The sequence below is a fragment of the Ercella succinigenes genome (assembly GCF_900002895.1).
In genome coordinates this window covers 36,566-56,370 of the sequence record NZ_CDHP01000023.1, presented here as the reverse complement: position 1 = coordinate 56,370, position 19,805 = coordinate 36,566, and the positions used below count along the sequence as shown (strand labels likewise).

19 protein-coding genes and 1 riboswitch are annotated in these 19,805 nt (G+C 38.3%); of the genes, 6 read left to right on the top strand and 13 right to left on the bottom strand.

Annotated features, from left to right (window positions below):
* Window positions 1–9 precede the first annotated feature (9 nt).
* From AC0KSB_RS06595 to AC0KSB_RS06585, 3 genes are all read right to left on the bottom strand, one after another.
* Window positions 10–861, bottom strand: coding sequence for a carbohydrate ABC transporter permease (locus AC0KSB_RS06595; protein ID WP_472307534.1), 852 nt, complete (start codon window positions 859–861; stop codon window positions 10–12).
* A 2-nt stretch (window positions 862–863) separates the two neighbouring features.
* The gene (locus AC0KSB_RS06590; protein ID WP_472307532.1) at window positions 864–1,787 is read right to left on the bottom strand and encodes a carbohydrate ABC transporter permease; all 924 of its coding nucleotides are present in this window, start codon (window positions 1,785–1,787) and stop codon (window positions 864–866) included.
* A 186-nt stretch (window positions 1,788–1,973) separates the two neighbouring features.
* A complete protein-coding gene (locus tag AC0KSB_RS06585; RefSeq protein WP_472307530.1) occupies window positions 1,974–3,341 on the bottom strand; it encodes an ABC transporter substrate-binding protein in 1,368 nt (455 codons plus the stop codon).
* Window positions 3,342–3,662: 321 nt separating this feature from the next.
* Between AC0KSB_RS06585 and zupT the strand changes: the two genes are divergently transcribed.
* Window positions 3,663–4,619 carry a zinc transporter ZupT gene (gene zupT / locus AC0KSB_RS06580; protein ID WP_472307528.1) on the top strand — a complete coding sequence of 319 codons (957 nt, stop codon included), beginning with the start codon at window positions 3,663–3,665 and terminating at the stop codon, window positions 4,617–4,619.
* A 30-nt stretch (window positions 4,620–4,649) separates the two neighbouring features.
* Here the strand turns inward: zupT and AC0KSB_RS06575 are convergent, their stop codons facing one another.
* From AC0KSB_RS06575 to AC0KSB_RS06555, 5 genes are all read right to left on the bottom strand, one after another.
* Complete coding sequence (locus AC0KSB_RS06575) at window positions 4,650–5,303, bottom strand: uracil-DNA glycosylase (protein WP_472307526.1); 654 nt, start codon at window positions 5,301–5,303, stop codon at window positions 4,650–4,652.
* A 125-nt stretch (window positions 5,304–5,428) separates the two neighbouring features.
* The gene (locus tag AC0KSB_RS06570; protein WP_472307524.1) at window positions 5,429–7,177 is read right to left on the bottom strand and encodes an ATP-binding protein; all 1,749 of its coding nucleotides are present in this window, start codon (window positions 7,175–7,177) and stop codon (window positions 5,429–5,431) included.
* Window positions 7,178–7,208: 31 nt separating this feature from the next.
* Entirely contained in the window at window positions 7,209–8,030 is an 822-nt protein-coding gene (locus AC0KSB_RS06565) for a winged helix-turn-helix domain-containing protein (protein WP_472307522.1), read from the bottom strand.
* A 22-nt stretch (window positions 8,031–8,052) separates the two neighbouring features.
* A complete protein-coding gene (gene phoU / locus AC0KSB_RS06560; RefSeq protein WP_472307520.1) occupies window positions 8,053–8,718 on the bottom strand; it encodes a phosphate signaling complex protein PhoU in 666 nt (221 codons plus the stop codon).
* Window positions 8,719–8,938: 220 nt separating this feature from the next.
* On the bottom strand, window positions 8,939–9,280 hold the full coding sequence (locus AC0KSB_RS06555; protein ID WP_472307518.1) for a Smr/MutS family protein: 342 nt from the start codon (window positions 9,278–9,280) through the stop codon (window positions 8,939–8,941).
* A 143-nt stretch (window positions 9,281–9,423) separates the two neighbouring features.
* On the opposite strand from AC0KSB_RS06555, the gene AC0KSB_RS06550 reads away from it, so the two are divergent.
* Window positions 9,424–10,152: a pseudouridine synthase gene (locus tag AC0KSB_RS06550; RefSeq protein WP_472307516.1), complete on the top strand. Its 729-nt coding sequence runs from the start codon at window positions 9,424–9,426 to the stop codon at window positions 10,150–10,152.
* Here the strand turns inward: AC0KSB_RS06550 and AC0KSB_RS06545 are convergent, their stop codons facing one another.
* The 5 genes from AC0KSB_RS06545 to AC0KSB_RS06525 all read right to left on the bottom strand — a co-directional run bounded on the left by AC0KSB_RS06545 (window position 10,153) and on the right by AC0KSB_RS06525 (window position 16,588).
* The gene (locus AC0KSB_RS06545; protein ID WP_472307514.1) at window positions 10,153–11,226 is read right to left on the bottom strand and encodes a hypothetical protein; all 1,074 of its coding nucleotides are present in this window, start codon (window positions 11,224–11,226) and stop codon (window positions 10,153–10,155) included. It lies immediately after the preceding gene.
* A 34-nt stretch (window positions 11,227–11,260) separates the two neighbouring features.
* A complete protein-coding gene (gene lysS, locus AC0KSB_RS06540; protein WP_472307512.1) occupies window positions 11,261–12,778 on the bottom strand; it encodes a lysine--tRNA ligase in 1,518 nt (505 codons plus the stop codon).
* 84 nt (window positions 12,779–12,862) lie between these two features.
* A complete protein-coding gene (gene greA / locus AC0KSB_RS06535) occupies window positions 12,863–13,345 on the bottom strand; it encodes a transcription elongation factor GreA (RefSeq protein ID WP_472307510.1) in 483 nt (160 codons plus the stop codon).
* Between the two features lie 98 nt (window positions 13,346–13,443).
* Complete coding sequence (locus AC0KSB_RS06530; RefSeq protein ID WP_472307508.1) at window positions 13,444–14,952, bottom strand: IMP dehydrogenase; 1,509 nt, start codon at window positions 14,950–14,952, stop codon at window positions 13,444–13,446.
* A 19-nt stretch (window positions 14,953–14,971) separates the two neighbouring features.
* Window positions 14,972–16,588 carry a CTP synthase gene (locus AC0KSB_RS06525; RefSeq protein WP_472307506.1) on the bottom strand — a complete coding sequence of 539 codons (1,617 nt, stop codon included), beginning with the start codon at window positions 16,586–16,588 and terminating at the stop codon, window positions 14,972–14,974.
* Window positions 16,589–16,761: 173 nt separating this feature from the next.
* Window positions 16,762–16,874: riboswitch (TPP riboswitch) on the top strand.
* Between the two features lie 74 nt (window positions 16,875–16,948).
* Between AC0KSB_RS06525 and AC0KSB_RS06520 the strand changes: the two genes are divergently transcribed.
* From AC0KSB_RS06520 to AC0KSB_RS06505, 4 genes are read left to right on the top strand one after another with little or no spacing between them, the layout of a single operon-like run.
* Window positions 16,949–17,242 carry a thiamine-binding protein gene (locus tag AC0KSB_RS06520; protein WP_472307504.1) on the top strand — a complete coding sequence of 98 codons (294 nt, stop codon included), beginning with the start codon at window positions 16,949–16,951 and terminating at the stop codon, window positions 17,240–17,242.
* Window positions 17,214–18,017: an ABC transporter permease gene (locus tag AC0KSB_RS06515; protein WP_472307502.1), complete on the top strand. Its 804-nt coding sequence runs from the start codon at window positions 17,214–17,216 to the stop codon at window positions 18,015–18,017. Before AC0KSB_RS06520 ends, AC0KSB_RS06515 begins: the two co-directional genes overlap by 29 nt.
* Entirely contained in the window at window positions 18,014–19,057 is a 1,044-nt protein-coding gene (locus AC0KSB_RS06510) for an ABC transporter substrate-binding protein (protein ID WP_472307500.1), read from the top strand. Before AC0KSB_RS06515 ends, AC0KSB_RS06510 begins: the two co-directional genes overlap by 4 nt.
* A 49-nt stretch (window positions 19,058–19,106) precedes the next feature.
* On the top strand, window positions 19,107–19,802 hold the full coding sequence (locus tag AC0KSB_RS06505; protein WP_472307598.1) for an ABC transporter ATP-binding protein: 696 nt from the start codon (window positions 19,107–19,109) through the stop codon (window positions 19,800–19,802).
* Window positions 19,803–19,805 lie beyond the last annotated feature (3 nt).

The following is a 19,805-nucleotide window of genomic DNA, read 5'->3' as shown; positions in this document are numbered from 1 at the left end:
ATAAATATCTCAGCCTTTTACCGAACCTGCGGTCATACCAGCAATAAATGATTTCTGATTAAAAAGGAAAACAATCAGTATAGGCAGAACAGCTAAAACCGCCCCAGCCATCAGCATATCATAATTATTGCCATAAGGAGTAAGCATTGTCTGCAATCCAACAGGCAAAGTAAGCATGACATTATCACGCATAACAATCAAAGGCCAGACAAAAGAATTCCAGCTTGCCATAGCAAGTAAAATGGTCATAGCGCCAAAAGCAGGCTTCATCAGAGGCATCATTATTTTGAAATAGATACCATATTCAGTACAGCCATCTATACGTCCCGCTTCCATAAGTTCCTTTGGTAATCCCTGAGCATATTGCCGGAAAAAGAAAACACCAGTCATTGAAACCAGGAAAGGTAAAATAACTCCACGATAACTGTTAATAATATTCAAGGTTATCGAAAGTTTATATAATGGCAAAATCAAAATCTCAATAGGAACCATCATTACAATTAAAACCAAAACAAATATTAAATTTCTAAGCCTGAATTTATAAAGTGCCAAAGCATAGCCAACCATAGAACTTAATATAAGTCCGCCTGCTGTCTGAAGAATAGTTATCAGCACGCTATTACGATACCAATAAAGATATACCCGGTCACGCTGAGTAAAAAGATATCCATAATTTGTCAGGCTGTAATTTTCAAAATCAAACTTAATATTCAGACCGTTCTGTACCATTTCAACACCTGGTTTGAAAGAAGACAGGGTCAGGAATATAAAAGGCATTAAAGCCATTATAGAAATCGCTCCAAAAAATAATATGATTACTGCTGATAAAGCAGTACTCCTGTTTTTATCTTGTACTGCCATGATTATGCCTCCTTCTTAAAAGCACCGGTTAATGTTAGCTGAATGACATTAATGATTAGAACCATTCCCAGAAGCACAAGCCCGGCTGCTGAAGCAAGACCGAAATTATTCTGATTAATCCCTTGATTGTAGATATATCCCACCATCGTAGTACCAATATCACCAGGACTTCTTGCTCCGTTAAATAAAGTAAATGATTCAGCAAACATAGCAAAACCACCATATATGCTTATTGTAAGAACGTATATTATGGTTGGCCTTACGGAAGGCACCGTAATTTTGAGAAATTTCTGCAAAGCATTTGCTCCATCTATTTCGGCTGATTCATACATCTCCTGGGGAATACTTTTAAGGGCAGATAAATAATAAATCAGATTTACACCCATCCACTTCCAGCAGCAAAAAATTACAAGTACTATCATTGCACCGGTTCGTGTATAAAGCCATCTGTAGGGTTCTCCGCCAAAAGTAACTATGATCGAATTGATTAAAGCAGTCGCCTGTTCTGCAAATGCATAGCGAAAAAATATACCAGCCATAACAACAGATGTTAGTGCAGGCATGAAAAGTGCCGATTTATAAAAATTACCACCTTTTGTTAATTTTGAATTAAGTATATTTGCCAAAATCAACGGCAGCGGTATTAGTATAAGTATTGTCCAGAAAGTATACCTTGCTGTAACACTTATAGCATTAAAAAATTGTCTGTTCAAAAGATTTTTATAATTCCTAGCACCTATAAAGGTAATAGAATCAAAACCTTTTATACTTTGCATACTCATTTCTATAGTAGAGGCAATAGGATAAAGAAAGAAAATCAGAAATGATAGTACAAAAGGCAATATAAACACATATGGAAAAACTTCCTTAGATGTTAGGATTCCTTTAATTGTTCTGGTACGCATGGTCGAATTTTTTTGCGCCATGAGAAACCCTCCTTGCAAATATTTCCGGTAAAATTTTATTTTGTAATTCTAAATTGAAATCATCTTGGTCTAATTATTCGATTATTCAGGAAAATTTTTTCAAGAAAAGCTCCAGCGAAAAGTGATTCGCTGAAGCTTTCTGCTTGTTGATTATGTCATTGATTCAGCATCTTATTGTCAGTAATATTATTCCATTGATCTCATTTCATCTGCAGCCTCTGCTAAAGCATCAGCTGGTGACTGACTGTTTTCTTCGAGAACTCTGAACATTACATTTTTCTGAATAGTGGATACAGCATTAGGGAAACGATCATCAGTAACAACTATTTTCCCTATACTATCTGCAGTTTCAAGCATGACGTCAAAAAGATTATCGCCAAAGTACTCTGTATATTTATTGGGTTCACGCATCTGTGGATCATCATAAAGATCTTTTCTTAAAGGATCAAATCCAAGAACAGACCATGTTTTTATTGCGCCTTCTTTAGATATCTTAGAGAAGAAAAGGAAATCTTTAGCCAGATCAGGATTTTCGCACTGAATTGTTACAGAAGTTCCTGTGCCACCCATACCGGCTGAATTAGCACCGCCTTCTTCCCAGACAGGCATAGGACGTACTGTCATTTTACCTTCCAGATCAGGCATATAATCTGTAAAGCGGCCCAAATACCAAAGAGGCATTGTTATTGAAGCAACTTCACCTTCATTGAAATAAGCCCAGAATTCTTCTGCATGATAAAAACCACCTGGAGCTTTTACAGCAATTTCATCCTGATAAACACGATCATGCAGCCACTGTAAAACTTCTATGTTGATATCATTATCTATGATCACATCACCTGTTTCAGTGAAGAAGTCGGATCCTTTTTGTACAAGCATTGGATAATACGACCAGTGCTCAGTTGTTTCTACTGCCATCATATATTTGCCAGTATTTTCTTTGACCTGTTTACCAGCTTCAACATAATCGTCCCAGGTTTTAATAGAATCAATATCGACACCGGCAGCGTCTAGTATTTCTGTATTATAATATGTAGCAGTTGCACCAACATGATAATCAATTCCGTAATACTGACCATCTTTAGCATAGTTATCAAAACGACCCATTATAAGATTATCAATTTCCGGCTCAATTACATCATTTAGTGGCACCAGCGGAACTGTATTTCCCATAAGGAAGTTTGCATATTTACTAATTTCAATATCTACCAAATCAGGAGCACCGGAACCGGTTTGGAGAGCAATCTGTAATTTACTGTGCAGTTCATCATAAGAATAAACATCGACAGTCAAATTGATAGGGCGATCCGGATTCTGTTCATTCCAGTTTTCAACTGCATCAATCATAAACTGATTATGCAGCTCCTGGAAAGTCCAGAAATTCAAATCAACAGCATCTTCTGATCCCGAATCTACGGTTGTTGCCTCCGGAGCAGAAGTAGTTTGAGCATCATCGCCACCTGCTGTAGTGCTATCGGTTGAACCTCCACCACAGGCAGCAAGAGATATCACCAAAGTGATCATCAAAATAAAAGCAAGCAATTTCTTCATCATAAAATTCCTCCTACGCATTTCTCTTGGATACATGTACAATTAATCCATGTGTTAATTGTAGACTGTATGTACAATATGCAGCATTATAACTTGTTGCACTTTCATTACACTATTTTTAACATGTCCATACAAGTTCTGACAAAATATTATCATTAAGGCATACAAGCAAATTAAAATAAGGCATTTTACTGCACAAAAAACAGAATATCAGGTATAATTTAAGTCACATAAACCATTAGCCTGTTTACAAAAGATACAAATAAGTCTTTGTAAATTTCAGAACAGAGAATGATACTTGTAAAGGTTTAAGGAGATTCGCTTATGCTTGATTTTTTTGACAGCAATGTTCTTTTCGCATTTGGACTGACTTTATTTGCCGGATTAAGCACAGGTATAGGAAGCGCAATAGCATTTTTCGCAAAAAAAACCAATACACGATTTCTTTCTATCAGCCTGGGATTTTCGGCCGGGGTAATGATATATGTTTCAATGATTGAAATATTCCCTGAAGCATATGAAACACTTACAGAGGAAATGGGTAAAAGTTCAGGAGCATGGTTAACTGTTGCCGCATTTTTTGGTGGCATGCTTCTTATAGGTTTAATTGACAAATTCGTTCCCAGTGCAGAAAACCCTCATGAAATGCATCGTATTGAAGAAATGAAACCTGAAAATTGTTATGTTAATGAGGATGGAGTTAAAATATGCGAACTAGCTTATCCTGAAATACAAGAAGATCAGTCAGATGAAGAAATTAAAGCAAGTATAAAGGAAGAAAAAGCTGATGCTTTTGGCAATATAGCTATTAATTCTGAGAAAGCCAAAAGCAAACTAATGCGAATGGGTGTATTCACAGCACTGGCTGTTGCAATTCACAATTTCCCAGAAGGACTGGCTACTTTTATAGCAGCTTTACAAAATCCTACCATAGCAGTTCCTATAGCCATCGCTATTGCCATACATAATATTCCTGAAGGGATTGCAGTATCTGTGCCTGTTTATTATGCGACAGGCAGCAAACGCAAAGCCTTTAAATATTCGTTTCTCTCAGGACTTGCAGAACCCCTTGGAGCCTTAATCGGCTATCTGATATTAATGCCATTTATAAATGATGTATTACTAGGAGTGGTTTTTGCCTCAGTAGCCGGAATAATGGTATTTATTTCTCTTGACGAGCTATTACCGGCAGCAAGAGAATATGGCGAACCACATCTTTCCATTTACGGAACAGTTGCCGGCATGGTGGTAATGGCTATTAGTCTGCTATTGCTTGGCTGAATATTTAAAAAGCTTCTTTTTGCAGAATCATTATCTGCGGCCGGCAGGCATTTGCGGAATTTCGGGCAGGGGTTTAATATATCCCTGCTTTTCCAATTTGTCTCTTACCATGCCAATATCATGCCAGAGATGTATTCTCTGGGAATTATTTCTAAGAATGTATGCCGGATGAAATGTAGGCATTATGAAATACCCATTTTTTTCTATCCACTGACCACGTATTTTCGTGATTCCTTCCTGACCATTCGTAAAATACTTGTAAGCAGTAGCACCTAATAAAACAATCAATTTAGGTTTTACCAGCTTAAACTGAACAGCCAGAAGATTTTTGCATGCCTTCGCTTCTTCAGGAGAAGGCACCCTGTTTTCAGGTGGACGGCATTTAACTATATTACAGATATGATAAGTATCAGGCGTCAGTCCATAAGCAGCTAATAGCAGATTCAGCAGGCGCCCTGATGCACCTACAAAAGGCAATCCCTGTTCGTCTTCTTCAGCACCAGGACCCTCTCCAATAATCATAAGTGGAGCCTGCAAAGAACCTCTGCAGACTACAGCATTTTCTCTGGAAGCATGTAAGCCACATTGTTTGCAATTTTCGCAAGCATCAACAAAATTTTGCCATGATTCTGGCAAATTAGCTTTATCATCGGGAAAAATCAAATTACTTTTGTTAACAGTCATTGTCTGCCTCCTGTATATTTTCACTAATGCATTATAGCACGACAAAAGGCATACCTGTAAAATCATTAATACAGATATGCCTTGAATTTTATTTATAAGATCAAAAATGCAAAGATAGATAACAATCAGATATCAAGAATAACTTTAAATGTCGAGCCTTCTCCCGGTATACTATCCAGACTTGCCTTCCCATTGTAAAGCTGGGCAATATGCTTAACAATAGAAAGACCAAGACCAGTTCCGCCTAATTCACGTGACCTGCTTTTATCTACCCTGTAAAATCTCTCAAAAATTCTTTCCTGATGTTCTTTTTCTATTCCCGGACCTGTATCACGAACCAATATTTCAACATTACCATTTTCCAGTCTATTAGCCGAGACAAAAACCTTACCGCCCTCATTATTATATTTGATGGCATTATCGACCAGATTTATCAAAAGTTGTTTCAGTCTATGTCTACTGGCAGTAACTTTTAGCTCCGAAGGTTCCTGTGACAGCACCAGCGAAACCTGATGTTCAACGGCCTGATCATCAAGCAGCACAGCTACATCATCAATCAAAGCGTTAAGATCAAAAGGTTCTTTTTCCTTATCCAGTCTGACAGATTCTATCTCAGATAAAATAAGAATATCGTCGATAAGCTTATGTAATCTTTCTGCTTCTATATCAATAATATCAAGAAAACGCTCTGCAATATCACGCTTTTCAATAGCACCGTCTTTTAATGTTTCGATAAAACCTCTTATAGATGTCAAAGGAGTTTTTAATTCATGTGTTACATTGGCAACAAAATCACTTCTCATTTTTTGTACACGTTTTGCCTGACTTATATCGTGAAAAGTAATAATTACACCATCCCTTAACCCGCTACGAATTGGCGAAGCAACAATATGATATATTTGTTCGCCGGTTTCGGTATCAAGTGCCATTTCTGCTGTAACGATAGTTTTCTCCGCCATTGCTTTTTCGGCCAACTGTTCTGTTTCCTGACTGTGGGTAATCAAAACAAGTGGATATACGGCTTTATCCGGATCAAGATCTCTGCCGAAAACAGAACGGGCATAAGCATTCATAAACGTTACCGCGCAACGTTCTCCCACAGCAAGCACAGGATCTGTTATGGCATCAAGAATAGCGTCTAGTCTTGCATTTCTGTCTGCCAGTTCCTCAACACTCTGCTGAAGTTTTGCAGCCATATCATTAAACGCCAATGACAAAGTAGCCGTTTCAGAAGATTTATCGTTAATAACATCTGCCCTTGCAGAAAGATCGCCTTTAGTCATAGATAATGCTGCTTGTTTAAGACTTTCAAGCGGTTTTGTTACATATCTGACAATAAAACTTCCCGTTATCGCCAGAAACAAAGCTACAATAAACAAGATAATCAAGGAAGTTGTCATTAGATTATATATACCTGATTTATGAGCAATTATTGGCATAGCAGTTCTTATAACAATTTCTGAATCATCATAGACAGCCAGATAGAGCATATCTTCACCGACAGTATCACTAGAACGAATCGCACTGCCTACGTCTTTGTTTTTGAATGCATAGGCAATCTCGGGACGATAAAGATGATTATCCATCTGCTCAATATTTGCCTTATTATCGAATATAACCTTACCATTTTTATCAACGATTGTTACTCTAAGATGATCCTCCTCATCTGAGAAAACTTTTAAAGCACTTTCAGCAGAAGCTTCAACTGTTTTCCCATCCCTGATTTCATTTTTTATCAGTTGAGACATAGATAAAAGATATCTATGGGCAGCTTCATCATTGTATTGATTGACAATATCAAATGCAACGAGAGCAGTAACTAATACAGCCATTACTACAACAGCAATAACAAGAGCATATAGTTTTTTAAGCATTTCATCCTCCCAGGGCAGTCCTGACGAAAATTTATTGATCTAAATTGTTTTCACAAAAGCGATAACCGCGTCCCCTAACGGTCTCAATTAAAACAGGATTGGAATCATCATTTTCCAATTTGCGCCGTAATTGTCTAATATGTACATCTACAGTTCTTGTTTCACCACTATACTCATAACCCCAGACATAATTGAGAAGATCATCTCTGCTGTATGCAACTCCACGGTGAATCATCAGAAATTTTAAGAGCTCATATTCTCTGTGGGTCATTTCTATCTCCACATTTTTTTTATAGACACGATGTCTTACATCATCAATCGTTATTTCATGTGAACATATCATGCCGGGTCTGGTTAAATCATCATTTAATACAGCGCCGGTTAAATATTCTTCACCACTCGCTTTATCAGGTATAAAATCATCCTTATCCGTCTGGTTTGGGAATTCTTGCTTTAATCGGCTGATCTGATTAAATCTTCTGTTAAGAACCTGTACCCTAGCCATGAATTCTCTCATTCCGAACGGTTTTGTTAAATAATCATCTGCACCCGTTTCCAGACCTTTGACTTTATCACTTTCTGACCCTCTTGCTGTCAGCATCAAAACAGGAACCCACGAAAAACGTTCAGTTTGCCGCAAATGTGAACATATCTGAAAGCCATCCATGCCTGGAAGCATAATATCAAGAATAAAAAGTGAAACACTAATATCCTGATCATTTTCTAAAGCTGTTATCAATGACTTTCCATCTCGAAAGTTTTTAATCTGATAACCTTCATTTTGCAAATTAAAAACGAGCAACTCAGAAATAACTGCATCATCTTCGACTAGTACAATAAAAGGCTTAGGCATTTGTTCTCCTTCTTTCCTGCTGTCAATACTCTATTTCGTCTTTGAGTCTGCCTTCTATGAAAAAAACCACCCATTCAGAAACATTTTGTGCATGATCTGCTATTCTCTCAACATATTTACAGATCAAAAGCATCTCGACAAGCTGAGGAACATTTTCTCTATCGACAGACATCAGCCGAACAAGATATGACTTTATTTTTAAATACAATTCATCAACTCTATTATCCATATTTATAACCTGAACAGCAAGCTCATGATTGCGTTCAACATAGGCATCAAGCGAGCTATGCAACATTTTTCTGGCAATCTTGGTCATTGTAACTATATCATAGGGCACAGGTATTTTGTTTTGCATACCAGCTAAAGAGATAACCCTCTCGGAAATATCGCTGGCATGATCTGCAATTCTTTCCAAATCAGTTATCAATTTAAGTGTAGATGTAACATCTCTTAAATCTCTGGCAACGGGCTGCTGTCTGGCTATTATATCTACACAGTGCCTATCAATAACTCTTTCCATATTATCGACAATATCATCACTATCAATAACATGTTGTGCTTTTTTTATGTCCTGTTCTATCAGAGCAGCGATAGCCTCTTCAATTGCATGTTCAACCTGAGCACCCATTCTGATTATTTCTTCATGCAGCAAAATCATTTCCTTCTCAAAACCTACTCTAGTCACCATTTTATACATCCTTTATTTTTATTTGCCACAGCCTGTATTTCTCCGGCACAAAATATAACCTTATTAAAAATATTCCTTAACGATACTATATTATCAGTATGACTTAATACCACTATTATTTTTGTGTAAAATGCATGTAAAAACCGGCTGAAAGCTATTTCAACCGGTTTTTTTGAATAATCCAAAAGATATAAGCAATATAATAATTGTTTTAATTTTCTTAAATCACAACTATAGTCACCCCATCGTTTTGTCTTCCCCAATCAGGATCACGGCGGAAAGCCGGTGCCATATTAACAATTTCACGACCACTATTTTCAAAGGGGCCGAAAGATTCGCCAGGACAAAAAGCTTTAATTCTGCCTTGTCTTAACTGATCTCTCAAATATTGTTGCGTTGCACTACGAATTGCTCCGCCGGTACCACCTGAGCCATAGCCATGAATAATTTTAATATTCTTGACACCTGACTTTTTTAAAGTACTTAATTCAAGTTTTAGTCTTAACATCGCTGAATCTACTCTGGGTAAGCCTTTTTCCAGATTGATAACACGAGTTGCCATGGGCAGGCAGCCTCCTTTCAAAAAATAAAGCATTAGTTCTATTGTAACACTATTCAGTAGAGCCTGCCAGACAAATCAATAATTACCTATGATACTTATACCTGGTACAACAAAAACTTCTTGGCTGGTGTTATAATAGGTACATGAGATTAGATAAATGCCTTGCAAATTCCGGTTATGGTTCACGTACTGAGGTGAAAACGCTTATTAAAAAAGGATCTGTCAGTTTAAATGGCATTAAACTTACAGACCCTGGTTTTGATGTGACTGAAAACGATTTTCCTAATTTACATGTTTCAGGTTTTAAGGCAGAAATTCACCAAAATATTCATTTGATGATGAATAAACCTTCAGGTCTGATAACCGCCCTTGACGATAAAAGATTACCAACAATATCTGATATAATCCCGGAGAAATGGAAAAACCGTGGTATTTTTCCGGTAGGGCGCTTAGATCGAGACACAACCGGACTTCTTGTTCTGACTAATGACGGCACTTTATGTCACCGTCTGACAGGCCCGCGCTGGGGCATCTGGAAAACATATTATGTTAAAGCCCAAGGTAAGCCTTTCGACAATGATGATATCACAATTTTTTCAAATGGCTTAATTTTAGCTGATGGTTTGAATTGCAAGCCGGCAAAACTAGAAATTATTAACAGTCAAGAAGCCGTTCTTACAATCCATGAGGGTAAGTATCATCAGGTAAAACGCATGATGCTAGCCACCGGCAGAAGAGTACTTCAACTTCACCGGCAGCAAACAGGCCCTCTTATATTAGATAATAATTTAGCTCCAGGCAAGTGTCGTTTATTGACTAAAAAGGAAGTAGAAGAACTGTATAAAGCAGTAGATCTTAAACCGGTTTATTAATCAAAACTGCGGCAGATTCTGCTCATAATACTCAGCTCTTTCTGCCATCCTCGCATAATCTCTGATCCAATATTCGATAATCTGCATTGTATCTTGCGGGTCTCTTACTTTTACACCAACAGAAATAATCTGTCCATCGCCAAACCAGATATCCATACCTTCAAACAACTGCAGTTCACTAACATCTATACCATACATTTTTGCTTGCTCATTTATATCACTTGATTCAGAACCTTGCTCGATGCCTTCTGTCTGTTCATCATTTTCAGTTTCTATGACACCATAAACAGGTTTGATTTTATCCAGTATTTCCTGCGGCAAATCCTGGATATTTTCATAAACTTCTTCAATATCTAAAAATACACCTTGCGAAACATAGCGGTCAAATGCATTTTGAGTAGATAAGAAGATATCTATATTATCTGAAAAAAGCAAGGTAACCAATTTCATAGTAAAGGCGTATTGAGACTGGGCATCAATCTGTGGAACTGTATCGAATCCTTCTTCAGATACTTCAATATCCTGTGAATCATTATCAATATCCAACTGATCTGAAGATTCTTCATCATAATCCTCAGAATCCAATGCAGCATCGTCAAAGAAAACCGGAATTATATGGATATCAGGATTATTGATAGTGACTGCAGGTTGTTCTTTCAGATAGTCTGTCAAAGCATCTGTCGTATGATTTCCTGTAGAAAAATGTCCCATTACAACAACCGAATAATCAGAAGGTTCATTCTTAATGATAGAACTTATCAAAGATATAGCAATGACAAGTATAATCACGACAATAAGCAACGGCCATTTGCCATAATGCCAAATAGTTTGCCATTGTTTTAAACTTTTGCCTGCCACAACTTTTTCGAGTCTGGGATTAACCGGTTCTGGCTCAATATATCTTCCGGTAAGGATATTATATGCCAAAGCAATATCTTCAAGCTTTTGCCTTGCTTCGTCACTATCCTGATTACGGTATCTTTTCACCATTACGGAATATTTGCTTTCAATATCCCATTCGGAAGCCGAGCCATCAAGCTCAAGTATTTCCAGGCACTGTTCTTTTGTCAGCAATTCGTCACCTCACATAAAAAGTCTCATCTTTTTGTCACTGTGGTTTCATGGTCGGGAACAACAGAACATCTCTGATTGAATATGAATCAGTAAGCAGCATAACAAGTCTGTCAATACCGATTCCCAGACCACCTGTTGGCGGAAGTCCATATTCCAATGCAACACAAAAATCTTCATCCATCAGATTTGCTTCATCGTCTCCGGCCTCACGTTTTTTTAGCTGCATAGCAAAACGCTCTCTCTGATCCACAGGATCATTTAGCTCAGAATATGCATTGGCATGTTCACGACCATTTATGAAGAGCTCAAATCTTTCAGTAAGTTCAGGTTTACCCGGCTTCTTTTTTGTCAAAGGTGATATCTCTAAAGGATAGTCATAAATGAAAGTTGGCTGAATCAGTTTGTCTTCACAATAATGTTCGAAGAAAAGATTCATAATATCGCCTTTACTCATAGCTTTATCAATATCTGGCAAATCATGTTCGCGGGCAATATCTATTGCCTGTGCGGTATCACTAATCTTATCAAAATCAACATCTGCATACTGCTTTATCGCTTCAGTCATCGAAAGACGGCAGAAAGGTGGAGTCAGATCAATTTCTGTGCCTTGATAATTAATCACAGTTGTTCCCATAACCTCTCTGGAGCATTCAGCAATGAGATTTTCCGTAAGCTCCATCATGCCTTTGTAATCTGTATATGCCTGATAGAGTTCAAGCAATGTAAACTCAGGATTATGCTTAACCGACATACCTTCATTTCTAAAAGTTCTTCCGATTTCATAAACTCTTTCAAAGCCGCCGACAATCAATCTTTTTAGATAAAGCTCTGGTGCTATGCGTAAATAAAGATCAATATCAAGAGCATTATGATGTGTAACAAAAGGTCTGGCAGATGCGCCTCCCGGAATTGTATTTAAAATCGGGGTTTCAACCTCAATAAAGTCCTGCTGATCAAGCTGCTTTCTAAGAGATCTTATAATTCTACTGCGTTTTTCAAAAGTATTTTTGACTTCAGGATTCATTATCAGATCAAGGTATCTTTGTCTATATCTTGTATCTGTATCTTTAAGTCCATGATATTTCTCCGGAAGAGGACGCAATGTCTTTGCAAGTAATGTCCAGGCTTTTGTTTTTATTGATATTTCTCCCCTTTTAGTACGGAAAGCTTCGCCTTCTACACCTACAAGATCACCTATATCCAACTTTTGCCATTCCGCATACGATTCTTCTCCAAGCTCATCTATCTTGGTAAAAAGCTGTATACGTCCTTTACGATCAACAAGATCACAAAAGCTCACTTTACCCATGCCCCTTTTGCTCATTATTCTTCCCGCAAGAGAAACATGCTGCCCTTCCATATTTTCAAAATCATCTGTTATATCTCTACTATGATTTGAAACATTATAAGTTACAATTTCAAAAGGATCTTTGCCTGAATCTGCTAATTCTTTAAGCTTAGCAAGTCTTACCCTCATCTGTTCATGCATTTCCTGGGCAGTAATAATTTGTTCCTCTGGCTGCTGTTCATTTTTTACAATATTTTCACTCATGATTTTACCTCTTTTATAATAAGTAAAAGCACCGAGCCGGCAGAACGTATCGGTGCCTGTTTTAATACCGGATCCTTCAAAAAATCAGGAAGGTTTGGCTATTTTAATTATTTTATAACGTAGAATGCCTACAGGAGCATGTACATCTACAACCTGACCTTTTTTCTTCCCCATTATAGCAGCACCAACGGGAGAATCACTTGATATTTTATTCTCAAAAATGTTTTCTTCCTTAGCTCCTACAAGAGTATATTCTATTTCCTCTTTCGTACCCTCATCTCTGATTGTAACCAAAGCACCCAACGAAACTTTTGTCTTACTGATTTCTTCTTCATCAATAACACGTGAGTTTTTCAGGATAGCCTCTATTTCCATTATACGGATTTCATTTTCAGCCTGTGCTTCTTTGGCATCATCATACTCAGAGTTTTCAGAAAGGTCACCTAAAGCTCTGGCTTCTTTTAAACGCTCAGCGATTTCAGCAGCAATAGCTGTTTTTCTGTTATTTAATTCCTCATGGAGTTTATTCACCCCAGCTTGTGTTAATTCATATACCTTCTCAGCCATAACTATATGTCCCCTTTCATTGATCACAGTTTGTAATTATATCAGTACAGAAGCTGGCTGAACAGCCTGATTTGAAAAATACAGGCTTGACAGCTCATTTAACCGCGTCTTTCACTTTCTTTCTGAATGACATCATGTGCTCCGCCTTCAACTATACTGGTTGCCGAAACAACAACCATTCTTGCTTTTTGCTGCAGTTCCTGAATCGATAGTGATCCGCAGGCACACATTGTTGCTTTGATTTTTGCCATAGAGATGTCAAGATTGTCCTTTAGTTTACCGGCATAAGGTACATATGAGTCTACACCTTCTTCAAAAGCCATTTTGCCACCGGTACCGCCATCATCATATCGCTGCCAGTTGCGTGCTCTGTTTGAACCTTCACCCCAGTATTCTTTTACATAGGTACCATTGACCATAAGTCTACGGGTAGGACTTTCATCAAAACGGGCAAAATAACGTCCCAGCATGATAAAATCAGCACCCATCGCCAAGGCCAATGTCATATGATAATCATATACGATACCGCCATCAGAACATATCGGCACATAAATACCTGTTTCTTCAAAATATTTATCTCTGGCAGCTGCTACAATCTGAACAGCTGATGCCTGTCCACAACCGATTCCTTTCTGCTCACGGGTAATGCAGATAGATCCGCCGCCAATGCCTACCTTAACGAAGTCGGCACCTGCCTCTACCAGATATCTAAAACCTTCTGCATCTACAACATTTCCTGCTCCAACCATAACATTGGCATCATATTCATTCTTTATCCATCTTAAAGTCTCTGCCTGCCATTCGCTGTAGCCATCAGATGAGTCGATGCACAAAACGTCGGCACCTGCTTCTACCAGTGCAGGAACTCTCTCCTTGTAATCACGACTATTAATACCAGCACCGGTGATGAGGCGCTTGTGATCATCCAGCAATTCAGTAGGATTTTCTTTATGCTCATCATAATCCTTGCGGAAAACAAGTCCTACCAATCTACCATCAGCACTTACTATTGGCAGCTGATTAATTTTATTATCCCAGATAATATCATTGGCTTCACTAAGATTAATACCTTCTCTGGCATATATCAGATGATCAAGTGGTGTCATAAAATCTTTAACCTTGGTATCTGGATCTGTTCTGGAAACACGATAATCTCTGCTTGTTACTATACCTAATAATTTACCATTTGCTGTTCCATCATCTGTAATAGGAACAGTCGAATGACCGGTTCTTTCCTTTACAGCAAGAATATCCTGAAGAGTGGCTTCAGGAGTTAAATTACTGTCACTGGTTACAAAACCGGCTTTATATTTTTTCACACGCCTGACCATGGCAGCCTGCTTTTCAATAGACTGCGAACCAAAGATAAAAGAGACACCGCCGCTGCGTGCCAGGGCTATTGCCATACCATCATCCGATACAGCCTGCATTATAGCTGATACAACCGGTACATTTAGACTTAATCTGCTTTCTTCTTTACCCTTACGATACTTTACAATAGAAGTTCTCAAATCAACTTTTTCAGGAGTACAATCCTTTTGTGTTAAATTTGGGATAAGCAGATATTCACTAAATGTACGTGATTCCTGTTCAAATATTTTAGCCATATTATGTAATACCTCCGGTTTAGTTTTGACTACGACGATAATCAAGAGCAGCACGAACAAAACTTTCAAATAATGGATGCGGTTTTGTCGGTCTTGACTTGAACTCTGGATGATATATAACACCTGCAAACCATGGATGCTCATTGTATTCAAAGGCCTCAATCAGGTGTTCTGTTTTTTCCCATACGCTGAATACCAGACCTGCCTGTTCCAGACGATCTTTGTATTCTACATTAAATTCACGTCTATGATGATGTCTTTCTGATATTTCAACTTTGCCATATATATTTGCCAGTTTTGATTCTTCAAGCAATTGGCAATCAAAGCTGCCTCTTCTCATTGGCAAATCGGCCGTACAGCTGGCAGTACCGTCATAATCAGGCAATATAAAAAGTTCCGGACCATCTTGCTCAGCTTCTCCACTATGAGCATCTTTAATACCTGCCTGAGAACGCGCAAACTCGACCACAGCCATCTGCATGCCAAGCCCGATACCAAGGAATGGTATATTATGTTCTCTGGCATATCCGGCAGCCATAATCATGCCATTCATTCCTCTTGGACCAAAACCGCCTGGAACAATAACAGCGTCTGAACCTGCAATATATTTTTCAGCACCTTCGGATTCTATATCCTCACTGCTTATCCAGTCGAGTTCAATAGATGTGCCTTTAGAAATTCCTGCATGCTGCAAAGCCTCTACTACACTCAAATAAGCATCATGCAAAGAAACATATTTTCCTACTAGGGATATTTTAAGCTGTTTACGAATCAAGCTCTGTTTGTGAACAAGCTGCTGCCAGTCATTAAGATCAGGTTCAACAAACTGGGCAACGCCCAATTTTCGGCAAACAACTTTAGCAAGTCCTTCTTCTTCCAGTACAAGAGGCAGCTGATAAACTGAATCTATATCAAGATTGGGAATAACACAATCAGAATCAACATTGCAGAACAAGGCGATTTTTTCGCGAATACTCTTGTCAAGTGCCATTTCACTTCTGCAGACAAGGACATCCGGCTGTATACCAAGTGCAAGAAGTTTTTGAACTGAATGCTGAGTAGGTTTGGTTTTAATCTCACCTGCTTTACGCAAGTAAGGCACAAGTGTTACATGTATAAAAAGCACATTATCTCTGCCAACCTGATTACGAACCTGTCTGATTGCTTCAAGATATGGCTGGCTTTCCATATCACCTACAGTACCACCGATCTCCGTTAAAACAACATCAGGATGTCCATGCTGAGAAACATTAAACATATGCTCTTTAATTTCATTTATGATATGAGGCACTACCTGAACTGTCGCTCCCATGTATCCGCCTTCGCGTTCTCTTTGGATAACATCTCTGTAAATCATTCCAGAAGTAATATCACTTTCTATTGTGAGATTCTCATCTGTGAATCTTTCGTAGTGACCGATGTCAAGATCTGTTTCAGCACCATCTTCTGTGATAAATACCTCACCATGCTGCATAGGACTCATCAACCCAGGATCGACATTGATATAAGGATCGAATTTTTGATTACGTACTTTAAGTCCTCTGGCTTTAAGCAAACGTCCCAGAGCAGCCGCTGTTATTCCTTTACCTATACCGGATACAACACCTCCGGTGATAAAAATAAACTTTGTTGACATCTGAACCCTCCATTTTAACTGCTCTATCTTGATGTAAAGCAGCATTTTACACACTTATTATATTATACACACATATTAGGCATAAAGGGTATTGTAATAAGTGTATAAAAATGTGTCAACAGAAAGATTTGACATAAACATAAAGTACTGCCATAATGTTGTCGAAAATAGAAAAAAAGATTATGGGGAGCTTGCTGAAAGCAGGCTGAGACATTTCGTTAAACGAAGTGAACCCTTGAACCTGAACCAGGTAATGCTGGCGGAGGGAATGATCATGGCAACAAAGTCAAGATTCATGTGTATCCGTATTTAAGCTTCCCTGTTCCAGGGAAGCTTTTTTAATATCCAGAGGAGGAAAAAATGTCAAATACAAGTATTGCAATTCAGGTACTGCCACAGGCAGAAGGCGCCGAACTAATTAGAATTGTTGATGAAGCCATTGCAACAATAAAAGCCACCGGTCTCAAGACAGTAGTCGGTCCTTTTGAGACAACGGTTGAAGGTGATTTTGATCAATTAATGGATCTGATCAAAGAGTGCCAGCTGGCATGTATAAGAGCAGGTGCTCCCAGTATCATGTCATACGTAAAGATAAATTATAATCCGGGAGGAAGTGTTCTTAGTATTGATGAAAAAATCAGCAAACATCAATGATAAAGTATATCCTGCATTGATAATTCTGTTAATCATCGCGGGCTGGCAATTTTTATCTTCAGCGGAAATTGTACCGAAATACATGCTGCCTTCGCCGGTTGATGTTGTTTTGGCTTTCAAAAACAATTTTTCTGATCTGATGTTTCATGCCAGAGTTACGCTGACTGAGGCTTTTGCCGGACTGGGCATTTCAGTTATATTAGCATTTGCTCTAGCATCGGCAATGGATCATTACAGCTGGCTGTATCGAGCTTTTTTCCCGCTGATGGTTATAAGCCAGACAATTCCCACCGTAGCAATTGCACCATTGCTTGTTCTTTGGATGGGTTATGGAATGGCTCCAAAAATCGCACTTATTGTTTTGGTTTGCTTTTTCCCTATTGCAGTAGCCCTGCTCGACAGTTTTAAATCAAGCGATCCGGATCTCATCAATCTCATGCGCGCAATGGGTGCAAAATCAGGGCAAATTTTCCGTCATGTAAAATGGCCGGCTGCAATTACAGGCTTTTTTTCCGGGCTGAAAATAGCGGTTTCATATGCCATAGTCGGAGCAGTAATAGCAGAATGGCTTGGTGGTAATGAAGGTCTGGGGGTTTATATGATAAGGGTAAAAAGATCATATACCTTTGACCGTATGTTTGCTGTTATTTTTCTTATCATGATCATCAGTCTTATTTTGATCAGAGTGGTAGTCTGGCTCGAAAAAATTACTACTCCCTGGAAAAGATTACGCGAAGAAGATATTGAACCCATTAAGGAGGACTTAACTAAATGAAAAAACTTTTTAGATTGACTACGATTGTTCTGGTATTAATTTTTACCTTTACATTATTAATGGCATGCAACAATACCCAAACCACAACAGAGACAACATCAAACAACGAAACAACGTCTACTGAAGAAACACAGGATTTAATCAAAGTGAAATTCTTGCTTGACTGGACACCAAATACAAATCATACCGGGGTATATGCAGCAAGTTATCTGGGTTATTATGAGGAAGCTGGTCTTGATGTGGAAATTATTCAGCCAGGAGAAAGCAGTGCCCTGTCTCTTGTTGCATCAGGCCGAGCAGATTTTTGTGTTACTTTCCAAGAAGAGATTGCCGCTGCGCTCAGCACAGAAAATCCTCTTCCAGTGATAACAGTGGCGACATTACTTCAACACAATACATCAGGGATTATTTCTCTGGCTGATAAAAATATTACATCGCCTGCAGATATGGAAGGACATTCATATGCCACTTGGGATACCCCAATTGAAAAAGCAATTCTCAGCACTATTATTGAACAAGATGGTGGTGATTACGGAAAAGTGGAAATGATTCCAAACACAGTTATGGACGTAGTTGCAGCTTTGCAGACAGATATTGACATGGTCTGGATATATTATGGCTGGGACGGAATAGCTGCCGAGCTGGCAGGACTTGAGACTAATTTTATTGATTTTGGTAAAACAGATAGCGTACTTGATTTCTATACACCTGTTCTGGCATCTTCTGAAGATTATCTTAAAGAAAATTCAGAAACAGCTGCCAAATTTCTTGAAGCAACTGCTAAAGGATATGAATTTGCAATCGAAAATCCCGAAGCTGCTGCAGAATATCTGCTGGCACAGGCTCCTGAGCTTGACCCTGATCTTGTTGCAGCAAGTCAGAAATGGCTTACAGAGCATTATAAGGCAGAAGTTCAGCAATGGGGCTATATTGATCAGTCAAGATGGGATTCATTTATGGACTGGATGTTTGAAAATGAACTGATCGGGCGTAAGCTTGAACCAGGCGAAGGTTTTACGAACGAATATCTAGGTGATTAAATTGAAAACGATATTAAAAACAGTCAATATAACAAAAAAATATCAGGACATGCCCGTTATTGAGGATATTTCAATTCATCTTTGCGAAGGAGAATTGGTAGGCCTTCTGGGAGTAAGCGGCTCTGGCAAAAGTACTCTTTTCAATGTTATTTCTGGTCTTGCCTCTCCTGATGAAGGTAGTGTAATACTTGAGGATCAGGATATCACGGGCAAAACCGGACTTTTAGGTTATATGCAGCAAAAAGATCTTTTGCTGCCGCACAAGACTGTAATTGATAATGTATCTTTGCCTCTGCTATTAAAAGGAAAAGGCAAAAAACAGGCCCGGTCCGAGGCTGAAAAATTTCTTTCTCAGTTCGGACTTGATGAAGCGGGACAAAAGTACCCTGGGCAACTGTCCGGAGGGATGCGGCAAAGAGCAGCTTTATTGAGAACACATCTTTTTGGCAGCCATGTCACATTACTGGATGAACCTTTCAGTGCCCTTGATGCTTTGACAAAAAGAAGAATACATAAATGGTATCTTGATCTGATTAACAAAATCAATATGTCTACACTTTTTATTACTCATGATATTGATGAAGCTATATTATTATCGGATCGCCTTTATATTATGACAGGCATACCAGGGCGTATTCTGCATGAAATAAAAATAATTGAAAAAAGACCAAGAAACCTTGATTTCAATACTTCAGAAAATTTTCTCAAGTATAAAAAACAGATTATTGATCTTTTACATCTTTAAATT